The sequence below is a fragment of the Paenibacillus sp. JL3B1040 genome (assembly GCF_057063165.1).
Genome location: NZ_CM169317.1, coordinates 3064938 through 3078745, shown reverse-complemented (window position 1 = coordinate 3078745; position 13808 = coordinate 3064938). Strand labels below are relative to the sequence as shown.

At 54.4% G+C, this 13808-nt stretch carries 9 protein-coding genes; 7 read left to right on the top strand and 2 right to left on the bottom strand.

Annotated elements, in window-relative coordinates:
- Window positions 1-79 precede the first annotated feature (79 nt).
- The 7 genes from ACZF99_RS13885 to ACZF99_RS13855 all read left to right on the top strand — a co-directional run bounded on the left by ACZF99_RS13885 (window position 80) and on the right by ACZF99_RS13855 (window position 9183).
- Window positions 80-955: an ROK family protein gene (locus ACZF99_RS13885; protein WP_483605657.1), complete on the top strand. Its 876-nt coding sequence runs from the start codon at window positions 80-82 to the stop codon at window positions 953-955.
- A gap of 200 nt (window positions 956-1155) precedes the next feature.
- Window positions 1156-2763 (top strand): response regulator transcription factor, encoded by a 1608-nt coding sequence (locus ACZF99_RS13880; RefSeq protein WP_483605656.1) that lies wholly within the window; start codon window positions 1156-1158, stop codon window positions 2761-2763.
- Between the two features lie 9 nt (window positions 2764-2772).
- Window positions 2773-4557, top strand: coding sequence for a cache domain-containing sensor histidine kinase (locus ACZF99_RS13875; protein ID WP_483605654.1), 1785 nt, complete (start codon window positions 2773-2775; stop codon window positions 4555-4557).
- Between the two features lie 177 nt (window positions 4558-4734).
- Window positions 4735-6144: an ABC transporter substrate-binding protein gene (locus ACZF99_RS13870; RefSeq protein ID WP_483605653.1), complete on the top strand. Its 1410-nt coding sequence runs from the start codon at window positions 4735-4737 to the stop codon at window positions 6142-6144.
- A 90-nt stretch (window positions 6145-6234) separates the two neighbouring features.
- A complete protein-coding gene (locus ACZF99_RS13865) occupies window positions 6235-7167 on the top strand; it encodes a carbohydrate ABC transporter permease (protein ID WP_483605652.1) in 933 nt (310 codons plus the stop codon).
- Complete coding sequence (locus ACZF99_RS13860) at window positions 7164-7997, top strand: carbohydrate ABC transporter permease (protein WP_483605650.1); 834 nt, start codon at window positions 7164-7166, stop codon at window positions 7995-7997. Before ACZF99_RS13865 ends, ACZF99_RS13860 begins: the two co-directional genes overlap by 4 nt.
- 28 nt (window positions 7998-8025) lie before the next feature.
- A complete protein-coding gene (locus ACZF99_RS13855) occupies window positions 8026-9183 on the top strand; it encodes a glycoside hydrolase family 172 protein (RefSeq protein ID WP_483605649.1) in 1158 nt (385 codons plus the stop codon).
- Between the two features lie 1272 nt (window positions 9184-10455).
- Here ACZF99_RS13855 and ACZF99_RS13850 read toward each other — a convergent pair.
- Window positions 10456-11166: a transposase gene (locus ACZF99_RS13850; RefSeq protein ID WP_483605648.1), complete on the bottom strand. Its 711-nt coding sequence runs from the start codon at window positions 11164-11166 to the stop codon at window positions 10456-10458.
- 275 nt (window positions 11167-11441) lie between these two features.
- Window positions 11442-13742 (bottom strand): hypothetical protein, encoded by a 2301-nt coding sequence (locus ACZF99_RS13845; protein WP_483605647.1) that lies wholly within the window; start codon window positions 13740-13742, stop codon window positions 11442-11444.
- Between the last annotated feature and the right edge of the window lie 66 nt (window positions 13743-13808).

The window sequence follows — 13808 nt, the reverse complement described above, 5'->3', positions numbered from 1 at the left end:
AGCGTATGCTTCCGAAGCGAGTTTTGCCGAAGATCGAGCAGGAAGCTTGGGCTCACAACACTTTGAGGAGGAGTTAACTATGCGAATCGGTGCGATTGAAGCCGGAGGCACGAAATTCATATGCGGGGTCGGGAATGAACGGGGGGAAATTCTCGAACGGATCAGCTTTCCGACGGAAACGCCGGAGGACACGTTGGAACAAGCGGTTGCTTTCTTTCGGGACAAAGGCGTTGAGGCGATCGGCATCGGGTCCTTTGGCCCGATCGATCTGGACCGTTCCAGTCCCGCTTACGGGCGGGTGACCACGACGCCGAAGCCGGGATGGGCGGGGTTTGACTTCGTCGGATATATGAAGCGCTTCTTTCCGGTGCCGATCGGTTTCGATACCGACGTGAACGCGGCGGTTTTCGGCGAGGCGAAGTGGGGCGCGGCCCAGGGACTGGATAGCTGCGTTTACTATACGATCGGGACGGGCGTCGGCGTCGGAGTGTATGCGGAGGGCCAATTGGTGCATGGTCTGGTCCATCCGGAAGGGGGGCATGTCTTGACCCGTCGGCATCCGGAGGACTCTTTCAAAGGGGCTTGTCCATTTCATGGCGACTGCCTGGAGGGGATGGCCAGCGGACCCGCGATCGAACAACGCTGGAGAGTGAAAGGAAGCGAATTGCCGGACGATCATCAAGCATGGGAGATGGAAGCTTACTATCTAGCTCAGGCGATTTCGGGTGTCGTCCTGCTGCTATCGCCGAAAAAAGTGATCCTTGGCGGCGGGGTCATGCATCAGAAGCAGTTGTTTCCGCTCATCCGCAAGGAAGTTGCACGAAACTTAAACGGTTATGTGGCGGCTCCGGCCATTCTTGACGAAATGGACAGCTACATCGTGCCGCCGGGCCTGGGCGATAACGCCGGATTATGCGGCGCCCTTGCGCTCGGAATCGAGGCGAGCTTGCGCTAATGATGATTCGGAGGCGGCCTTTGCACGATTATCCCTCTCAATCAGGGAGAGGCTGATCCAACAGGAGGAAGCTGAGCTAGCGGGGGGAAGCTGACCCAACGGGCAGAGGCTGATCCAACGGGATAATCGTGCAAAGCGTCCGCGTAACGTAAGGGATCTTTGAAAAAATTTAGTATCGACAGCTTCAGGGGAGGGATATGATGTATCACGTGCTGGTAGCGGACGATGAACCGCGTCACCGCCGCGGCATCGCAGAGATGATCAAGACGTATCGGCCGGATTATCGGTTGTTTATGGCCAGGGACGGAGGGGAAGCCTTGCGTGTTGCCCTGGATAACCGGATCGATATTCTTTTTACGGATATTCGCATGCCCCATATGGACGGCCTTACGTTGATCGAGCAATTGAGAGCGCGCGGCGAATCGACAAAAATTGTCATCCTCAGCGTGTACGGGCACTTCGATTACGCCAGGCAGGCGCTTAAGCTCGGCGCGTTCGATTACTTGCTCAAGCCGCTGGAATCCAAAGATATCGCGGAGATGCTGGACAAGCTGGACGCTGCGATCGAAAAAGAACGGCTAAGCGTTCAAGACCGGGCGAGCCTCAAGGAGAAGCTGAGTTCGGCCATCCCCGTCTATGAGCAGCATCTGTATAGCCTTTGGCTGCGTTCGGCAGCGAACGAAGACGAGCTTCGAGAAATCGAACGGCGGGTCCCGCCGGGACAGGCCGGATTCGTCATTGTTGCCAAGTTCTCCGGATCCGAGATCGATGAGAAGTATCGGGGCGAGGAATTCGCGGAAGTGAAGACCAGCCTCAAGGACTGGATGAGCCAGGTGACCGAACCGATCGGTCCGGCTTTATCCTTTTACCTGGAGGGGGATGAGCCTATGCTGGTCTCTGTCCTTGCCCCCGCGCATTCCCTGGAATGGCTGATGAAGAGAGAGGCCGAGCGGTTAACCCGATTCATCGAGCAGATTCGCCAGGAATTCGGGCTTACTCTATCCATCGGCGTGGGCGACGGCGTAACCGATCTGTATCGCGAGGCTCCCCGTTCCTTCAGGCAAGCTTTGCATGCGTTGGATTACGCTTTTTACTGCGGGAGCGGGAAACTGATCGTTAATTACGAAATCGCTTACAATCCGTCCAAGCCTTCGCTGGAGCTGATTCCCGCCGATACCGGAATCGCGGCCGCCGTGGCGAACAGGGACCGGGAGTCGGCGCTGGAAGCCTTGAACTTGTTGATCCGGCAGCTGTTGGACGGCGACTATCCTTCTCCCGCTCATTTGAAGCGCTGCCTTCTGTACGTGCTGGTGAACCTGGTCAAAGCCAGCGAAACGTCCATCCGGAGCGAAGAAGCCGGCAATTTCGTTTCCGAGATGGAATTTCAGATTCCCGCTTGCGCGTCGCTTGATGAAGTCAAGGAGAAGGCAGGTTATTATTTGCATCGGATTATCGACAGCATCGAGAGCCGGAAGAACAATAAAAACGAGCGGATCATCGCGATGTGCAAAGCGTATCTCGCGGAGCATTACATGGAGGACCTGTCGCTGGAGTTGGTCGCCAAACGGTTCTTTTTCAGCGCCGCTTACTTCAGCAGCTTCTTCCGGTCGCATACTTCAATGACGTTTACCGAATATTTGCTGCGGCTCCGGATGGAGAAAGCCAAGGAATTGCTGAAGGACGGAAACCGGAAAATTTCCGAAATTGCCCTAAGCGTGGGCTTCAGGGATGCGGGGTATTTTACCCGAATCTTCAAGCGGGAAACCGGCCTGTCACCGGAGGAATTCCGCAAGAAAGATCTGCTGTAGGTGACGCCCATGCGACTAAAACACAAGCTGATCTTATCCTACATCGTATTGATAACGCTTCCCCTTGCGACTTTGGGGACGGGCGCCTTCTATGCCAGCAAAAATATCATGCTCAAGCTGGCCCGGGACAACGTGACGGAAATCGTGCATAAGAACAATCAAATCATCGACGAACGGTTGAAGATCATTCAGGACGACAGCCTTTCCCTGATGGTCGAATGCGATCTGTTCCAAGTTTTTAGCGGTTCCGCGCCTGCCCAAAGCGAACTGCTCGCGACCAATAAACGGGTTACGGAGATCCTGAACCGTTACTTCTCGCAATCCCGGGATTTGTATTCGGTGGAGCTCGTCACCCACGCCTTCGTATACGGAAGCAAAGCGCGCAATACGTACCCGCCGGATCATTTTTACGAGTCCGAGTTATATCGGCAGGCCGCTGAGCAGAAGGGGCGTTTGGCCTGGGTGCCGACGTATAATTACAGCTTGATGCATCAATTGCCGGATTTGGCCGGCGCCGATATCGAATACCGTTATTTATTCTCCGCCGTGCGGCAAATGAACCCTTCCTGCGTGCGGGGGGACTCCATAGTGCGGGCCGGGGAAGGGGCGGAGAAGCCGATTCTGGTGATGAATTTCCGGGATCATGTCTATGCCGATCTTTTCTGGAACAGCGTTCCGATCGAGGGTGCGTTTTTTTTGGTAGCCGGCACGGACGGCACAATTATCTCCCATGCGAACGCGGAACTCGTCGGAAACCAACCCGACTTGCCATGGCTGGGCGAGGTGCAAAATCGCGGCAGCGGATCCTCTTATGTGACGGTGGACGGAAAAAGGATGCTCGCTTGTTACGCGACCTCCGCCATCACGGGTTGGACGTCGGTTGTGCTCATTCCCCCGGGCGCATTGACCCAAGATATCGCGCAGACGATCACCTTCTTTATCCTGACCCTGGGCGCTTCGCTGCTGCTGCTTTCGCTGCTGTTCGCCTACCTGATTTCCATGCGGATCACCTCGCCGGTCAGCAAACTGCTGCTCGCCATCAAACGGGTCGGCGGCGGCGACTTCAACGCCAAAATCAAAGTGGAGGGAAAGGACGAGCTGGGACATGTGCTGATGAAGTTCAACAGCATGAACGAGAAGGTGAAGCAGCTGATCGACGAAAACTATGTGGCCAAACTCCGGGAGCGCGAAACGGAAATTTTGGCGCTCAACATCCAGCTTAACCCCCATTTTCTGTACAACACGCTGAATATCATCAATTGGATGGCCGTTTACGGCGAGAAGGAGCAGGTCAGCCGGATGCTGGTCAGCTTGTCCCGCATGCTGCATTATACGACGGACAACCGCAAGGATTCGATGCCGCTGTCCGAGGATATCGGGTGGCTGAAGGATTATATCGTCATCATGTCCAACCGGTTTGAGCATCGTTTTCGGGTTGACTTCAACATTGAACCGGAACTGATGGAAGTTAGCGTACCGAAGCTGTTTCTGCAACCGCTGGTGGAGAATGCGATCATTCACGGCTTCCGGGATATGGAAAGCGGCGGCCTCATTACGATCTACGGGCGCAAGCTGGGGGACGATATCGAGTTCTGTGTGGAGGACAACGGATGCGGAATTGAGCCGGAACATTTGAAGGAGGTGCTGGAGGAGAACTCCTCTCACATCGGGATCCATAACGTCGACAAACGGATCAAGCTGCTTTACGGCGAGCGGTACGGCATCAGCATCGAGTCCGTTCCGGAGCTCGGGACCCGGGTCAAGCTGGTGATCCCTCATGGAAAGCCTGAATAAGGAAGTCATCTTCCCATGATGAAGCAGTTTCAGGGAGCGGAATCGACGTCGAATCTTGAATTGAGCGAAAAATCGTACAGGAAACGAAAAAACGTCCCATAGGCTTTCACGAGCGGCGCTTTTACAATGAGAGCAAGCGGCTGCAGCGCTTACTTTGAAAATCGGGGGGAGCATTCCATGACAAACCGAACGGGAAAATGGAAGATCGCATTTATGATCCTCATGATCATGGCTTTATTTGTAACCGCTTGCGGAACAGGGGGCGGAGGCTCGCAAACGAACGCGGGCCCAGACGGCGACGGAAATAACGCGGGGGCGAATAACGGAGAAAAGGTAACGCTGAAATTCACCTTCTGGGGCAGCCCGGAGGAAAAGAAAGCGGTCGAATCGGCCATCAAGGCCTACGAGCAGAAGAACCCGAACATCACTATAGACCCGGTGCACATTCCGGGCACGGATTTTCTGCAGAAGCTGAATGCCATGATCGCCGGCAACGAGGCGCCGGACATCAGCTATTCGGCCGCCTGGAAATTGAAAATGGGCGAGGAAGGACTGATCTACAACTTCTTCGATTTAATGAAAGACGATCCGAGCATCAAGAAAGAGGATTATCTGGAGTATGCCTGGTGGAACTGGGACAAGGACCAGAGCGCCGGACCGTATCAGGCCTCCGTCGTCCCTTCCCTGATGTACAACGCGGATATGTTCAAGGAAGCGGGAGTGGAGCTGCCGCCTACCCAGGCGGAAGAGGCGTGGACCTGGGAGGAGTTCGTGGACGCGGCCAAACGGCTGACGCTCGACCGGAACGGCAAGCATCCGGACGATCCGGGCTTCGATCCGAAGAACATCAAGCAATACGGCGTTAAACTCAATCTGGCTTGGTCGTCTTATATGCCGCTGGTTCTCTCCAATGGCGGGGATTATTTGACGGCGGACGGCCAGGAATTCGGATTGTCCAAACCGGAGGCGACCGAAGCGCTGCAAAAAGTAGCTGATCTGATCAACGTACACCATGTCTCGCCTTCACCGGTTCAGGCCAGCAGCATTCCCGCTCCGGCCACCGCCTTGCAGTCCAAAAAAGTGGCGATGATCATCGACGGCAGCTGGAATCACCTCGATTTGAGCAAAACCAACATCAACTGGGGCGTAGGCGTACTGCCGGTGATCAAGGACTACAAAACGTTTTTCCTTGGCGGTTCCCTGATTATTTTCAAAAGCTCGAAGCACCCGAAGGAAGCTTGGGAATTCTCCAAATTCCTCACCGATCCGCAAAACGTGCTCGATTTGCATCAAGGGTTGTGGATGCCGCAGCTCAATAAATGGTATGAGGATCCGGAATTGATCGATCAATGGGCGAATGAAGAATTGCCCGGAAGACCGGCCGGTTTCCAGGATGCCGTGATGCGCTCCACCTATGAACATGCCGAGCCGTCGCCGGAAAACAACGTCAAAAACTTCGTCGAAATCGATGCTGCGGTCGCAGCGGCCCTGGATCAAGTATGGCTCGGCGAGAAAACGGCGGAAGCGGCGATGAAAGAAGTGGAAACGAAAGTGAAGCCGCTGGTGCAGGGCACTTATTTGAAATAACGAACGTTTGTCCGAAGGGCGGCACTGCCGTGTTACCGCTTGAAACGGCGCCGCCCCTCGGCAGCGTTTTCAACGGAGGGGAACTAGCTTATGGAAGCCATCTCTTCCCATACCGGGAACCGTATGCGAAAGAAACGCCGCACACAAAGAGATCTTTACGGCTGGCTGTTTGCCATGCCGGCAATCCTGGGCCTGCTAATCTTCACACTGGGCCCGATGCTGTTTAGCCTGTACATGAGTTTTACCGACTACACCGGATCGAATTCGCCGACTTTTACCGGCCTCGACAATTATAGACGGATGTTTGGCGGGGCAGACCCATATTTTTACAAGTCGCTGGCCGTTACTTTTTACTTTGTGATCCTTAGCGTGCCGACCGGCATCATCTACTCCTTTCTGCTGGCGATTCTCCTGAATCAGAACGTCAAAGGAAAGTCGATCTTCCGTACGATTTTTTATCTGCCTTCGATCGTGCCGATCATCGCCATTTCGTTTATTTGGCTATGGCTGCTCAATCCCGATCTCGGTCTGGCCAACGAGCTGCTTCGCTCGCTGGGCCTGCCGGGAAGCCAATGGATTTTCGGCGAGAAATCGGTCGTTCCTTCTTTGGCATTAATGAATCTGTGGACAACGGGCGGAACGATGATTATTTTCCTGGCGGGTCTGCAGGATATTCCCCGCTCGCTGTACGAAGCGATTGAAATGGACGGCGGGTCAAGGCTGGCCAAGCTGCGGCATATTACGATTCCGATGATGACGCCGACGATCTTCTTCAACCTGATCATGGGCATCATCAACGGCTTTCAGGTGTTCTCGCAGGCGTATGTCATGACGAACGGCGGACCGAATAACGCCAGCTTGTTTTATGTGTTCTATTTGTACCGGGAAGCCTTCCAGTTCTCGCGGATGGGGAGCGCCAGCGCGATTGCCTGGGTGTTGTTCGTGATCATTATGGTGTTGACGTACGTTGTATTCCGGACATCGAATAAATGGGTTTACTACGAGGGGGATGGCGCGCGATGAGAGCCAAGGCTTGGTTTGAAAAAGGGCTGATCTATCTGGTGCTGGTAGCCGGGGGCATCTTCAGTCTGCTGCCGCTGGTGTGGCTCATACGCAGTTCCTTGATGAATATGGGGCAAATTTTCGAGCTGCCGCCGGTGTGGATTCCCAATCCTGTTCAATTTTCCAATTACAGCGAGGCACTGACGATCCTGCCTTTTGGACGGTATTTCGTGAACACGGCGATCATCGTCGTCTTTTCGGTGCTGGGCGTCATCGTCACCAGCTCGATCAGCGCCTACAGTTTCGCCCGGATGAAATGGAGAGGCAGGAACCTGGTGTTCAGCTTGCTGCTGTCCAGCATGATGCTGCCGTACGCGGTGACGCTGATCCCGACGTTTATCGGCTGGAGCAAAGTGGGCTTAACCAATTCCTTCATCCCGCTGATCGCTCCGGCTTGGCTTGGCGGCGGCGCGTTCAACATTTTTCTGCTGCGCCAGTTCTATCTCAGCATCCCCCGGGATTTGGATGAAGCGGCTTACGTGGACGGCGCCGGCCATCTGCGGATTTTCCGTTCGATTATCCTGCCGCTCACCAAACCTGCGCTGATCGTCGTCGGTTTGTTTTCGTTCTTGGCCGCGTGGAACGATTTCCTCGGTCCGCTCGTTTATTTGAGCGACGAAACCAAATATACGCTGGCTCTCGGGCTGCAGCAATTCAAAGGCATGTATTCGGCGGAATGGCATTTGATGATGGCGGCGGCGACCGTGGTGCTGCTGCCGGCGATTGTCGTCTTTTTCATCGGGCAGCGCTATTTCATCGAAGGGATTACGTTAACGGGGATTAAGGCTTGATTTGGAATGCGAGGGAGGAGAGAGTAGAATGAACGAGTTATATTTGCGTAAAGAGGGAACATCCCGGCGGCTGTCGAGCTGGGATCAAACGGGCGGCAACCGGGACTTCATGGTGATTGGAGCCGGGCAAACGGCGGCGATTGCGGAAATCGCCGGTTCCGGCGTGATCCAGCATATTTGGATGACCCTCGCGGCCAGGAACAAATATGCGTTCCGCAAAGTATTGATCCGTATGTATTGGGATGACGAACGGGAACCCAGTGTGGACTCGCCGGTCGGTGACTTCTTCGGGGTCGGGCACGGCGTGGCCAGCCACTATGTGTCCGCGCCGCTCAATATGATCACGACCCAGGGGGTAATCGAAGACAAAGCGGCGATGAACTGTTTTTTTGAAATGCCGTTCCGCAAGGGAGCCCGGATCGAAATCGTTAATGAGTGCGAAGACGAGCTGATTTTGTACTTTTACGTGGACTATGTGGAGAAAGAGGTGCCGGATGACAGCTTCTACTTCCACGCATCCTGGCGCAGGGAGAATCCGACGCAGGGATTGGTGGACTTGGCTGCGCTGAAAGTAGAGCACGATCGGCAGGACAAGGCCAATTACGCCGACCAGAAAGTCTACGAGTTGAAAAACTTGACCGGGGACGATAATTACGTTCTGCTCGACGCGGTGGGGGAAGGCCACTATGTGGGCTGCAACCTGAGCATCGACCATCTGAACCCGATGCCGGGCTTTAGCTGGCCGGGGGAGGGGGACGACATGTTCTTCATCGACGGCGAACCGTGGCCGCCCCGGCTGCACGGGACCGGGACGGAGGATTATTTTTGCGCCGCTTGGGGATATCCCGCCGGAAAATACGATTCGCCGTACCACGGCTTGTCGCTCTACGCGCCGATCCGGGAAAACGGCGATGCGTGGAAAGAGAGCAACACGATTTCGTTTAACGATTATTCCGGCAAAATGACGCAATACCGCTTTCATATCGTCGACCCGATCATTTTCCGCAAGTCGCTGCGCTTCAGCATCGAGCACGGGCATGGGAACGCCCAATCGAACGACTATTCGTCGGTCGCCTACTGGTATCAGCGCGAGCCGCACAAGGCGTTCCCGCAGATGCTGCCCGTCTCGCAGCGCCTGCCGATCCCGGAGAAGGTCAGCGCAAGGTTGTTCTACCGGACTTTCTAGCGGAGTGGTGGGGGCGGGCGAGGGGGTAGGGCGGTCAATATGAGGCGGTTGAGCGGTTAGTGCAATCGATGTGGTCGATGCGGTCTAGACGGTTGAGCGGTTAGTGCGATCAATATGGTTAAGACGATTGAGACGCTCAATGCGGTCAATTGTTCAATGCGATCGAAGCAGTCAATGAGGTTGAGCTTCAACGCGCCATGGACAACCCCCGATTTCAGCACCGTTCGCCGTCCTATCCCGTGCGCATTTATTCTAACGCTTGCCAGAGAGCTTATTTAGGCGAAAAGAGGGCAGTTTCCATTCTAACGCTGATCAGAGAGCTTATTGAGGCGAAACTGTCCCTTTTTTGCACCGAAACCGGGAAATAAGCTCGCTCATAAGCGTTACATTCTGCACGACCCGAGCAATAGCGTTACTTTTTCACCTTATTTCCTCACCTTCGCCGAATTTGAGCGAAATAGAGTGATTCTATCACCTTATGTTACTCCAACTGCCCGCATATCGCCCAAACACCGAGCAATAGCGTTACTTTTTCACCTTATTTCCTCACCTTCGCCGAATTTGAGCGAAATAGAGTGATTCTATCACCTTATGTTACTCCAACTGCCCGCATTTCGCCCATTCTCCGAGCAATAGCGTTACTTTTTCACCTTATTTCCTCACCTTCGCCGAATTTGAGCGAAATAGAGTGATTCTATCACCTTATGTTACTCCAACTGCCCGCATATCGCCCAAACACCGAGCAATAGCGTTACTTTTTCACCTTATTTCCTCACCTTCGCCGAATTTGAGCGAAATAGAGTGATTCTATCACCTTATGTTACTCCAACTGCCCGCATTTCGCCCATTCTCCGAGCAATAGCGTTACTTTTTCACCTTATTTCCTCACCTTCGCCGAATTTGAGCGAAATAGAGTGATTCTATCACCTTATGTTACTCCAACTGCCCGCATTTCGCCCAAACACCGAGCAATAGCGTTACTTTTTCACCTTATTTCCTCACCTTCGCCGAATTTGAGCGAAATAGAGTGATTCTATCACCTTATGTTACTCCAACTGCCCGCATTTCGCCCATTCTCCGAGCAATAGCGTTACTTTTTCACCTTATTTCCTCACCTTCGCCGAATTTGAGCGAAATAGAGTGATTCTATCACCTTATGTTACTCCAACTGCCCGCATATCGCCCAAACACCGAGCAATAGCGTTACTTTTTCACCTTATTTCCTCACCTTCGCCGGATTTGAGCGAAATAGAGTGAATCCATCACCTTATGTTACTCTAACTGCCCGCATTTCGCCCATTCTCCGAGCAATAGCGTTACTTTTTTTTCCTTGACGCGGCAGACAAACTTGATTTTGTCCTTTAGCCATTTCTGAAAATGCTTATATACTTGGTAGCCGGGATCCATCACGTAAGTCGCGTCTTTGGCGATCGTAAATTCCAGAGCCACTTCATGGTCCGCGACGTCCTTGGTGGAAGCGATGATTTTGTCCGGATACATGGTTTTGGAATCCATGACGACCAAGGAAGTGTGCATCTTCACACCATGATTCGTCTCTGAGCAGTAGCACCATTTCGCGAGAATAGGCGGCAAGGTAATCCCCGTCGAATCAATGAGTTTGAGCTTACCCATGCCAGGAGTCACCCCTTTTAAATCCTTTGTTCTTTGCTTGATTTGCTCGATGATCGAGAAAAAAAGGGTTTGAAGGTTGGCCATAGGCAGCCGCTTCATTTTCCGCGATAACTGGGCAGCACTTATGCTTTCGAGTTTCAGCAGTTTCTGAAATTCGCGATTGGCGGCTAAATGCTCTGACATGACTTTGTAAGAACTGCGCTGGTGCAACTGAGCTTCGATAAACAAGAGCGTCGAAGCGCCGACAAATAATTTCCGAGACCGATAGTCTAAGGTTGCATCCCGGGAAGAATCCACATTTAACAGTTTCAGACATTGACAAATGACGGTTTGATTCGGTACGTTATCCATAGTCATCTCCTTATTGTTGAGGCGTTTTATGGATAACGCGTGGGTAACTCAACAATAGGAGATGTCTTCTTTTTTGTCTGCGAATTTTAATGCAACGCCAGTGCTGCACGTCCCCGTTTCGGCGCAAATAACGTTTCCTGCAAGCGTTAGAAGTCCGCCCGCGCGGATAAAAAACAGAGGCAAGCTCGGGAAATTCCGGCTTGCCTCTGTTTTTCGGGTTGCGCGCCCGACGCCGCAAAGAGAGGGGGAGATGCGCCCCTCCTCGCTCCTCGCCTCTATTCGCTGGGAGAGTAGAAAGTAACGATAAAGGATTTGCTTTCTCCGGGCAGCAGCGTTTCTTGAATGATGACGGTGGTACAGCCGTTGTAATAACCGTTGTCCACGCGGCCGACAGGGGGCTTGCCGTTTACGAACGTACGGGCGCTGGCCGCTTGTTCGCAGGGAAGCTCCACCAGCACGGTCACCGCTTTGGCGCCGAAATTGGCTGCAATCGCTTCGGTGATGTTCCCCTCTCGGCGCAAAGAAAGGTTGAACACGCCGCTGCCAAGCCGGACGTCTTCCCAGGCGAAGGAACCGGCGGCGCGCAACGGGCGGAAGGACAGCCGGCGTGCGGGAGCGTCATAGGCGATCCCCAGGATCCGCGAGGCGAACAGGCCGGCAAATACCCCCGACGCCCAGCCGCATTTGCCGCAATTGTGGTGCCGGATCACATCACCGTACCGCGCGCCGTTAAGGTAAGGCCACCACCAAAGCGAGCCGTCGGCGTCGGTCAGCTTGCGGATTTCCGTCAGATAGCCATCCGTCCCGGACATGGAAGCGAAATCCGTCAGCATCCCCATGCCGCTCATATAGCCCGGGAACGTGCAGGCGGCATGATCCCCCCATTGAATGCCTCTGGATTCCGAATTATAGGTCGGATTCGCGGGGCTGAGCGAGAACTGCATATAGTGCCGGTACGCCGGATCGTCATAAGCGGCGTATCCGTACAACGGCATGAGAATCGTATCGGATTCCTCTCCGTCATGGTGGAACAAATCGACCGCGCCGTCTTTCGTCAGCCGGCCGATGAACTGCATGCCGAAATCGTCGTAAGTCCCCTTGTACTTGCTTGCCTCGTCTTTAAGCGCATCGCCCCCGGCGCTTGTTCCTTCCGTATACTGAAGGCCGAACGGGCCCTCCACCGTATTGTGCCGCTGTAAATCCTCTTTGATGTTTGCGGCGATGGTCCGATAACGTTCGGAGGTTTCCGTATCTCCGAACACCTCGCGGACGATGCGGGCGTAATGGTGGAAAGCGGCCCAGGCCACGACGTTGGAGCCCGTGTGGTAGTCGCCGAGCGAGTATGCATCGGACAGCCATTCCGAGGGAAAGAGCCATAGGCCATCAGGCCTCCGCGTCCGCAGCGTTTCCTCGAGCAGCTTGCGGATGCTTAGATCGATATCCGGCCGCTCCAGGAACAACCGCTTATCCCCGGTGCTTCGGTAGTACAGGCCGGCCATCACGACGGAAGACAGGGAGTTGCTGAGCGAGTGGGAAATCCCGCCCGGGTAGCGATTGCCGGCCGGCCGCACTCCGTGCTCCAGAAACCATAACGCGCCTTGCTTGAACAACTCCGGTTCGGCCGTGTGGAAGGGGAGGAGGGAATAGTACATATCCTTATTCCAGGTGAACTCCGTCGTCGGATACGTTCCCCAGTTCGACCCGACGACGGCGCCTTGGCGATCCATGGCGATGGAACCCAGAGACTGCAGCATCGCCCGTTCATAGAATTCCGCCGCGAACGGATCGTCTTTCATTTCAAGCCGCCCGAGCAGGCTGCGGTAATAAGCCCATGTTTCGTTGAGCCAATAGAGCGTGCCCTTTTCATTGACGAGCCGCGGCGTGTCATCCCCAGGAGGGCAGATGACGACCGGTATCCAGACATCTTGCCCCGGAGTCAGACGAAAGGAAACCGCTCCGCTTGCCGCATACCAATCTTCTCTTTCCACGGGATAAATGCAGACATCGGGTCCGGAGAATAATCGATCCGCTTCGGTATCCGGGCGCGGAAGCCGCACCTCGCCATGGATCTCCTGCCCGGACCGGTTCTCGACATGCAGACCGTACACCGTTCCCCGCAGGCGCATCGCACCATCGGCGGAGACCGGGGCGTAGACGAGCAACGTCGCCTGAACGTCCCCAAACCGGAATTCGGTCACGGGGAACAAATTATCCAGCAGGGAGGTAGCGTAGGGAAGATCGTCCCGACCCAGGTCAACCCTCTGCTCGCCTAACTTCAACCCAAAAGCGTACGGCCCCGTTTTGCGGAAGTCTTTGCACATCCAGACGCCGGGAATGTTATCGCTGGCATATTGGCCGTTATAAACGGTAACATGTTTGATCGATCCGTTCATATTCACGTTGACGAGGGTTTTGTTATTGGAGATGTCGAATGTCAGTTCAGGATCGGGCAGCTTGCGCCCGAAGAAGCTCACCTCGTCGTTAGCGGCATACCGTCCGTTCTCGTAGACGACACCGAAAAAACGGCTTTTGGGCAACGCCAATGCCTCGCGGATGGTTTTGAAGGATAACGTCATTAAGTCATTCTCCTTTGCTGGTAAACTAAGCGGCCTGCGGCGCTTTCCTTCATTATTCGGGAGGCG